This is a genomic window from Methanoregula sp. (assembly GCF_002835825.1).
Taxonomy (GTDB): domain Archaea; phylum Halobacteriota; class Methanomicrobia; order Methanomicrobiales; family Methanospirillaceae; genus Methanoregula.
Genome location: NZ_PIZH01000056.1, coordinates 1 through 8505, shown reverse-complemented (window position 1 = coordinate 8505; position 8505 = coordinate 1). Strand labels below are relative to the sequence as shown.

The window sequence follows — 8505 nt, the reverse complement described above, 5'->3', positions numbered from 1 at the left end:
CTCCCCTGCTGTGACCCGGTCGCCGGCGTTCTCCGCAGGGATCGGGATCCTCGCATCCGCCATTGCCGGCATCGTCTGGATGCGCCGCCGGCATTAACCCTGCGCGCTCCCCGGCAAAAACCTCTTTTTCATTGGATCTCCTCGCAATCTTCATCTCGTTCCCGCGACCACGCTGATCCTATGTTTGAAAGCATCGGCAGAAGTATCGGGCTTGTGAAGACAAGCTGGAATATCCTGATGGACGACAAAAAACTGCTCGTATTTCCCATCCTCTCGGGAATTGTTACGATTCTTGTCGTGCTCACCTTCATTCTCCCGCTCCTCTTCTCCGGGGCACTTATGGGAAAGGCACAGGTCGGTCCGCTCGTATACTACGGGCTCCTCTTTCTCTTCTACGTGGTGAGTTACTTTGTCGTCATCTTCTTCAATACGGCCCTGATCACGTGTGTGAACGCGAAGCTGAACGGCAGGGACCTGTCCGTTGGAGAGGGGCTCTCCGCCGCAGCAACGCACATCCCCGCAATCGCTGGCTGGGCCGTTATTTCTGCAACGGTCGGTCTTGTCCTCCACCTTCTGGAAGAACGCTCGGGTTTCATCGGCCAGATTGTCTTCTCCGTAATCGGTGGCGCATGGGCGCTGGTCACGTTCTTCGTGGTCCCGGTGCTCGTTATCGAAGACAAGGGTGTCTTTGCGTCGATAACGGAGTCGTTTGGCCTGATCAAGAAGACGTGGGGCGAGAGCATTGTCGGGGCCGGCGGGATGGCCGTCGTGTTTGTCGTGATCGGAGTTCTCGGCGGGCTCTGTGTCCTCGGGACACTCTTCCTCGGCATCGAGCTCCTCTTTTACGCAGCCCTTGCCCTCTTCCTCCTCATGATCGTGGTCCTCGCTGTTGTCTACTCCGCAATGCAGGGCATCTTCGTGACCGCGCTCTACACCTACGCAAAGACCGGCACCGTCCCCTCCGCGTTCAGCCGGGACACAATCCAGAATGCGTTCCTCCCAAAACAGGCCGGGCCCGGCACCATCTGAACGATAATAGAGCAATCCTTTCTGCTCCTTTTTTATTCATATGCCCCCATTATCTCATGATACTATGAGTATGATGGATTGCGGGTGCTCTGGAACCGGTGGGAAGAAGTGGTGGTACGGCATTGCCGTGATGCTGCTCATCTCGGTCTTTCTCCTTGGTATGGACTTCATGATGAACGGCAGGATCACCTGGTCGGTCTGGCCGGTAGCCGCGGTGCTGTTCTTCGGTGTTGGCTTCTCTCTCCTGAACAAGTTCGGGCGGGAATAATTCCCCCAATCAACGAGAAGTCAATGAGAAGAGTGCGAAAGCACTCTTCGACTTGGCTTCTCTCTCCTGAACAAGTATGGCAGGGAGCGACCCTTTTTTCGTGTTCATCCCTCCTCTTTAATCCTTTGTCCGGCCCTGCCACATCCCGCTGCCATTATCGTTATCTTTACACCTATGGCCGCTCCATGTACTGCAATGCTGAAACCCGCCGCGTGGGCTGCCGTTCCCGGAACAACACCAACAGAAAAACTCGGGCGCCTCGGCCTCATCCCCGGAACAACGGTCGATATCCGCAAATGCGCAAGCATTGAAGACAACTACGGGGTCTCCATCTGGCTCTTCTTTGAGGAGGATCTGGCCCGGGGACAACCGCTCGAATCCGTTCTTGCCGAGTATGCAGGAGTTCCCGAGTATGAACGCCCGGTAATCCTCGTGGAGAGCTTCCTCCGGTTCACAAGGGAGAACGATCCCTCGTTCGAGCAGACGCTCGAAGAGTTCCCGCTCATGGTCGAGATCGTTGCAACCGGGGAACGCCGCGGAGACGACAACGTCAGTCCTGAACCGTTCGTTACCTGCCTCATGCCGTTCTTGGACGAGCTGGACCTGGAAGCCGAAAGCCCAAAACCCGGTCTTGCGGAAATCCCCAAAAAGCCCTGATCCTCATGTCGCCCCCATCCCCATCTCTTTTTTCACCAGAGATATAAATTGCAGAACGACGAATTGAATAAGACATGCGCCTGCCCCAGAAGAAACAGATCTATTCGGTTGTTGATTCTGTCATCCCCAGCAGGTACCTCCTGAAGTTCCGGAAAGCCGTCTTTTTCGAGCCTTTCATGGGAAACGATATCGCCAACCGCGGCCGTCTCTCCCACTATGGCTGCGACCGGAGAAAGGAGTTTGCAAAGAACCTCCGGAAGATACGCAAGGAGACCGAGCTTCTCTTGGAGGACATCGAGGCGTACCATATCTACATGGCAGTGAAGACCACCCAGAAGGTCCCGGGGGACATTGCCGAGGTGGGGGTCTACCGCGGGGGCTCGGCAAAGATCATCTGTTCGGCCAAGGGGGAGAAGGCCCTCCACCTCTTTGACACGTTCGAGGGGCTGCCCCAGGTAGACGAGATCGATATGGTCTGGCCGTTCTACGAGGGTAAATTTGCCGCGTCCTTCGAGAGTGTCCGGGACTACCTCAAGGAGAGCAGGAATGTCCACTTCTACAAGGGGATCTTTCCCGATACCGCAGGGCCGGTGAAGGACAAGCACTTCTCTCTCGTCAACCTGGATGTGGACTGTTACGAGAGCACGAAACAGAGCCTTGAGTTCTTCTACCCCCGCATGAGCCAGGGCGGGATCATCATCTCCCATGACTACATCACGGCGCCCGGTGTCAAGAAGGCGTTCGATGATTTCTTCGAAGGCAGGACCGAACCCGTTCTGGAGACTGCCGGGTCGCAGTGCCTTGTGGTAAAGGTCTGAAAAAAACAGTTTTGTCCGGTTTTTAGTCCTTTACGATAAGGATACCGAAGATGGCAAGCATCAGGCCAAAGAGCAGCACGACGATGCCGGCCAGACCCTTGATCACGTAGATGACTTCCGGCAGGAATGCCCAGATCCCATACACGCCGAGAGCACACAGGATGATCCCGATGATCAGTGCAATGACTCCAACTTTGTCCATGTTTTTTACCTCACATCACGTTTTTTCCGGGATGATATAAGCCTGTTGCATCAGGTACCGGTGCTGTGTCCTCGTTTCTTCCCCAGCGTCTTCCACGGGTAGGGCAGGAGCGCCATCAGGATCACCGCCCCGATGATGGGCAGGGGAATCGTCCCGATCGCTGCTGTAAGCGAGTACGTGTCAGCGATCATGCCGTTGACGGCTACGCCAAGGCCCCCAAAGCCGATGGCAAGGCCGAGCATCACACCGGAGGCAAGCCCGACATTGCCGGGCAGGAGCTCGTGCGACATGGCCACAGCCACCGCAAAAGTGGACCAGAGGCAGAACCCGAAGCAGAGGAGGATGATAAGCTGCAGGATGCCCGATGATGCAAAGAAGAGGTAGAAGAGCGGCACCGCTCCTGCAAGGGCAAAGACCATGAACTCTTTTCTCCCGACCCGGTCGGAGATGTGCCCGCCGGCAACCTGCCCGGCGACTCCTGTCAGGAGCATCAGGGTCAGGACGGTGCTTGCCACAACGAGGCTGTACCCCTCCGAAACAAGATACATCGGGAGATAGGTGATGGCCGCAAAGACTGCCCACGCCCGGAGGATGGACGCCACCATCAGGATGACAAACGGCCATTTCGACGGCACATCGGCAACCTTGTGAAGGGGAGTGGCATGGGCTTCGCGTACTGCTGCCATTCCCCCGGGCAGGAGGCGCCGGAGAACAAATACCATGATAAGGGCGGGGATGATGAGGAGCACCAGCCCGGGCAGCCCGAACCCCCAGACAAGGACCCCGGCCAGTACCGGGCCGATGGCGTAGCCGAGGTTGCCCCCGACCACGAAGTACGAGGTGATCCTGCCCCGGTTCTCGGCAGAGCAGAGCCGGCTTACAAGACTGAGCGCGGTCGGGTGGAAGCAGGCATGGCCCAGGGCGGCAAGGACTGCAAAGGCCATCACCAGGTAATAGTTGTGCACGACACCCATGAGGGCAACGAAAACAGCGCTGATGAAGAGACTGATACTCACGCTGATGGTCAGGCCGCGCTTGTCGGAGAGCCAGCCGATGGCTGGCTGGGTGAACGAGGACGTAACGTTGTAGGCTGTAACGAGCAGCCCTGCGGTGAGGTAAGAGTAACCGTTCTCTGCAATCAGGAGCGGCAGGATCGCGGGGAGCACCGGCATGTAGATGTCGGTGATCATGTGGGCAGCGGCAAGTCCCGTGATAGTGTTCTTCACGCTGCGGGGTGGGGTTACACAGTCCGTTTCAGCCGTAGGATCTCGACCTCGATCTCCTGCACGTCTTTTGTGTGGAAGGCAAAGGTGCGTTTAATCGGGAACGCTCCGCCGATCTTCTCGGTGACCTCTGCCCGTTGTGCAGTGTATGCTTCAACAAATGGGATGGATCCCGCATTAAAGATGCTGTAAGTAACGTCCGCGATAGAAAGGGCGCAGTCGATGAACGGCCGGTCCGCGTGCGCCTTCTGTGCACCGAACGGGGGGTTCATGACAACCGTGTCGCATGCGCCGATCTGGTCCTCGCAGCCCCCTTTCCGGAGGTCGGCTGGGAGGAACGTGACTTCGGCATCCAGGAGCCGGGCATTCTCCCGTGCCACGGCAAGACCCCCCTCGTCGATGTCGAATCCCGTGACCGTTTCAGCCCCGAGCAGGGATGCCCCGATGGCAAGCATGCCGGTGCCGCACCCGAGGTCAACGACCCGTTTCTCTTCAATATCCCCTTTCATCAGGGCGTGGTAGAGGAGCCTCGCGGCAAGGGGTGCCGGCGTCTGGTATTGCTCAAGTGCGACCTTCGGGCGGGGAAACCCGTGCAGGCGCTGGAGGGCCATCTCGAGCTGCTTCAGTTTCATGGGATCTCATCGATTGCGTACTCGTCCCAGCTCCGCTTCCCGCAGACGATCTCAAACTCCTGCGGCGAGAGGACGGGGACCGGGAACCGCACCTGGTCGTCGTAAGCAAGCCGGGGGCAGGCGGTATTCACGTAACAGCCAAAGCCAAGGTTCGTGAGCTCGTCCGGGCTGACCTCTTTCATTGTGACGATGACGGCGCCTGGGGAGAGGGCCACAAGCTGCTCTGCAAGCTCCTTCCTGGCCTGCCCTGACTTGGTGCTGAGGATGATCGCGGTGCTTTTTGCCGCCTTAGCCTTCTCAATAATGGCAAACCGCTTGCGGAGCAGGGTCTCGCCGCTCACTTCCGAACAAATCCCCGAGAGCGGATCGAGGGCCACGACCCGTTTCTTTGTGGAGAGCGCGATCCCGATGGGGTGGAAGAGGCCGGTGCCCACGTAAAGGATCTCATCCGCACCTGTATCCTTTGCCGTGGAGAATGAGCAGCCGAGCACCTGGCCCCGGCAGGGAGTCCTTCCCTTTCCCTCCGCCACCCGGGCTTCGATACCCTGCGAACGGAGATACTCCTCCATGGCCGGGATAAGGTGGACGTGCTGAACGGTGGTGACAAGGCCGACGGTCTTTTCCTTCAGGAGCGGGAGGGCTTTTTGGAGGATTGTGACATCGAAGTCCACGGAATACGGGAGGAAGATGACCCGGTCCTGGTGGTCGACCGGGGTGTGCCCGACATGGACGAGCACGTCAGCGTGGTTAAGAGTATCGAGCGCAAGGTCGCAGGCGCCGTAACACGGGTCGCCGCTGACAATGACGTCGAATCCTGCCTCCCTGAGCGCTGCTGCGTACCCCGCTGCTTTCCGCTTCAGTCCTTCCGGGAACTGGAGGGCGACCCGGCGGGCCCCCCTCTTCTTTAGTTCCCGGGTGAGTTCAGATATATCGCTTGATAACATGGACCCGCTCGTCAACCTCGATCTTCACGAGGGACTTGTAGGGCCGGCCGATGTCGGGGTCGCCCCGCTGGATCGCGATGCAGACATCCACGACTTCGGCACCCGCAATCTCCAGCGCCGCGAGGAGAGCTTTCATCGTGCCGCCCGTGCTCACGACATCGTCGATGATGACAACACGGTCGCCCTTGTACACGCCGTTTAAGTACAGTTCGCCCTTCGAATAGCCAGTCGTCTGGTGGACCGGGACCTCGTGCGGGAGGCTGTACACCCGCTTCCGCATTACCGTCATCGGGATATCGGTCATGGTAGAGAGGACGGACCCGATGTGGATCCCCATGGCCTCGACGACCACGATCTTGTCCACGTTGTTTAAGTCCATGACCTTGATCATGGCCGCAGCCACGTCGCGGAGGAGAGCGGGGTCGACAATCGGTACGCCATCGGTGATCGGGTGGATGAAGTAATTGTATTCCCCGCGTTTCACCATCGGGCAGGTTTCAAGCGATTCAACGAGTCTGTCAAGCATAGTCTTCACCGTTTTTTGTGTTCCTGCATGGCAAGGAGGAAGGCCTCGACCCTGCCGGCGTGGACGTGCGGCATACAGACCGCACGGAGGTGGTTCTGCCGTGTCCAGGACACCCTCCACGGGACAGGCACGGCGTCCTTTTCACAAGAGAATGTCGCGACATTGAGGTCAGGGGTTGCTGCGCGGGCATACCCGAGGGTTTCCATACCCGCGATGAGCCGCTCCGTGTTCTTCATGCATCCGGCCACCACTGCCTTCATCCCTTCAGTCCCGAGGTAGTCGAGGACCGCAAGCGCCCCGGCCACCGGTGCCCCGGGCCGTGTGCCGGCAAGGGTGTACTCCTGCTTCACGGTCAGGTAGGGCGTGTCGATGTTGAGGGAATCGAGCAGGTGCGGGTCACGGGTGATGAGGCAGCCGCACGGGATGGTGCTCATGCCCATCTTGTGCGGGTCCACGGCGATGGTCGTGACGCCAGCAAGCGAGAAGTCGAAGGGGGCCGGGCGGTCGAGGAACGGGATCACCATGCCGCCGAATGCCGCATCCACGTGGAAGAAGAGGTCGTGCTGGACCGCGATCTTCGCCAGCCCGGCAATGGGGTCGACCATCCCATACTCGGTAGTCCCGGCGATCCCGATAAGGCCAATGGTGTTTTTGTCGATGAGCCCGGCCGCCGCATCAGCATCCATCCGGAAGTCCCTGCCAAGGGGGGCCGGCCGGATCTCCAGGCTGAGCATATCGCAGGCTTTCTTGAACGAGAAGTGGGCGGACTCCGGGACAATGACATTGGGCTCACGGATCCCGCAGTTCTGCACCCGTGCAAGGCGGAGCGCCTGGATATTGGACTCGGTGCCCCCGCTCGTTGCATACCCGCCCGCAGTCTCGCAGTGGAAGAGCGAGCCAAACCGGCGGACAAGGAGCTGTTCGAGCGAGAAGGTACCGGGGAAGAGCCCCGGGTCGCCGAGGTTCGTCTCCATGAACATGCAGTGTGCCCGGACCGCGACGGAGTGCGGGATGGTGCACATGGAACTTAAAATAAAATCGTGGTCAAGGTCCTCGCTCTTCTTCTGTGCAAGGAACGCGAAGAGCTCTTCTTCGGACTGACCCTTATTCAGCATCTTTTGTTCTCGCGGCTTCTAAGATGATGCGCTTTTCCGTCTTTGCCACGGCTTCGCGGATCTTCGGGATCGCGTCGATGTTTGCCGAGATGCTCGTGATGCCATGCTCCACGAGCCAGGTGGCCATCTTCGGGTCGGAACCGGCCTGTCCGCAGATCGAGCACTCGACATTGTAGGCCCGGCAGACCTGGATGGCGCTGTGGATGAGAGTGAGGACGGCCGGGTGCTTCGGGTTGTACATATCCGCCACGTTCTCGTTGTTGCGGTCGATGGCGAGCGTGTACTGGATGAGATCGTTTGTGCCAAAGGAGGCGAACTTAATCCCGGCCCGGATGAAGTCTTCGACCATGAGGGCGCTTGCCGGAATCTCGATCATGATGCCGAGGGTCACGTTTTCCACGTCAACGCCGCAGGCCCGCATCATCTCTTTTCCCACGATGAACTGCTCGGGGTGGGAGACCATCGGGAACATGACGCCGAGGTTTTCGTACCCTTCCTTCCAGAGGCGCTTGAACGCCTCGATCTGGAGCCGGAACTGGTCCGGGCTCTGGAGGTCGCGGCGGATGCCTCTCCAGCCGAGCATCGGGTTGTGCTCGTGCGGCTCGTTCTCGCCGCCAGCCATGTTACGGAACTCATCGGTCGGGGCGTCGAGGGTACGAACCCAGACGGGCTTGCCCGGGAAAGCGTCGAGCACGATCTTGATGCCGTCGTGAAGCTCCTTGACGAACTCCTCCTCGCGGTTGTTGGCAATGTACCAGCCGGGGGTCTTATTGAGGCCGAGGATCAGGTGCTCGATCCGGAGGAGGCCAACGCCGTCTGCGCCGGTCGCTGCCGCCCGTGCCGCTGCCTCAGGGATGGAGACATTGACTTTCACGCTCGTTGCGGTGATGATCGGGGCGCCAACGGCCACAACCTGCCCTCCCGCGTGTGCCTGTGCGGAAGGCTTGGGTGCGATTTCGCCCTCGTACACGAGCCCCATCTCGCCATCGCCCGTGATGACCTGCCCGTTCTTCAGCTGGTTGGTGGCGTTCCGTGTACCGACAATGGCCGGGGTGCCCAGTTCGCGGCTCACGATGGCCGCGTGGCAGGTC

At 59.4% G+C, this 8505-nt stretch carries 11 protein-coding genes; 4 read left to right on the top strand and 7 right to left on the bottom strand.

Features of this window, described 5'->3' with window-relative positions; all coding sequences use genetic code 11:
• Nucleotides 1–180: 180 nt before the first annotated feature.
• The 4 genes from CW742_RS03605 to CW742_RS03590 all read left to right on the top strand — a co-directional run bounded on the left by CW742_RS03605 (nucleotide 181) and on the right by CW742_RS03590 (nucleotide 2772).
• Nucleotides 181–1029: a DUF6159 family protein gene (locus CW742_RS03605; RefSeq protein ID WP_292416571.1), complete on the top strand. Its 849-nt coding sequence runs from the start codon at nucleotides 181–183 to the stop codon at nucleotides 1027–1029.
• A gap of 64 nt (nucleotides 1030–1093) precedes the next feature.
• Nucleotides 1094–1297: a hypothetical protein gene (locus tag CW742_RS03600; protein ID WP_292416567.1), complete on the top strand. Its 204-nt coding sequence runs from the start codon at nucleotides 1094–1096 to the stop codon at nucleotides 1295–1297.
• Nucleotides 1298–1492: 195 nt separating this feature from the next.
• Entirely contained in the window at nucleotides 1493–1954 is a 462-nt protein-coding gene (locus CW742_RS03595) for a hypothetical protein (RefSeq protein ID WP_292416564.1), read from the top strand.
• A 74-nt stretch (nucleotides 1955–2028) separates the two neighbouring features.
• The gene (locus tag CW742_RS03590; RefSeq protein WP_292416561.1) at nucleotides 2029–2772 is read left to right on the top strand and encodes a TylF/MycF/NovP-related O-methyltransferase; all 744 of its coding nucleotides are present in this window, start codon (nucleotides 2029–2031) and stop codon (nucleotides 2770–2772) included.
• A gap of 22 nt (nucleotides 2773–2794) precedes the next feature.
• Here the strand turns inward: CW742_RS03590 and CW742_RS03585 are convergent, their stop codons facing one another.
• From CW742_RS03585 to CW742_RS03555, 7 genes are all read right to left on the bottom strand, one after another.
• The gene (locus tag CW742_RS03585; protein ID WP_292416559.1) at nucleotides 2795–2974 is read right to left on the bottom strand and encodes a hypothetical protein; all 180 of its coding nucleotides are present in this window, start codon (nucleotides 2972–2974) and stop codon (nucleotides 2795–2797) included.
• A gap of 50 nt (nucleotides 2975–3024) precedes the next feature.
• Nucleotides 3025–4200, bottom strand: coding sequence for an MFS transporter (locus tag CW742_RS03580; RefSeq protein ID WP_292416556.1), 1176 nt, complete (start codon nucleotides 4198–4200; stop codon nucleotides 3025–3027).
• Nucleotides 4201–4214: 14 nt separating this feature from the next.
• Complete coding sequence (locus CW742_RS03575) at nucleotides 4215–4829, bottom strand: METTL5 family protein (protein WP_292416553.1); 615 nt, start codon at nucleotides 4827–4829, stop codon at nucleotides 4215–4217.
• On the bottom strand, nucleotides 4826–5773 hold the full coding sequence (dph2, locus tag CW742_RS03570) for a diphthamide biosynthesis enzyme Dph2 (RefSeq protein WP_292416550.1): 948 nt from the start codon (nucleotides 5771–5773) through the stop codon (nucleotides 4826–4828). Before dph2 ends, CW742_RS03575 begins: the two co-directional genes overlap by 4 nt.
• Entirely contained in the window at nucleotides 5751–6299 is a 549-nt protein-coding gene (gene hpt / locus CW742_RS03565) for a hypoxanthine/guanine phosphoribosyltransferase (protein ID WP_292416545.1), read from the bottom strand. The genes dph2 and hpt overlap by 23 nt, the downstream gene beginning before the upstream one ends.
• Nucleotides 6300–6304: 5 nt before the next feature.
• A complete protein-coding gene (gene mfnA, locus CW742_RS03560) occupies nucleotides 6305–7414 on the bottom strand; it encodes a tyrosine decarboxylase MfnA (protein ID WP_292416542.1) in 1110 nt (369 codons plus the stop codon).
• The coding region (locus tag CW742_RS03555; protein ID WP_292416539.1) for a putative PEP-binding protein at nucleotides 7404–8505 on the bottom strand (1102 nt) is incomplete at its 5' end. The genes mfnA and CW742_RS03555, both read right to left, overlap by 11 nt.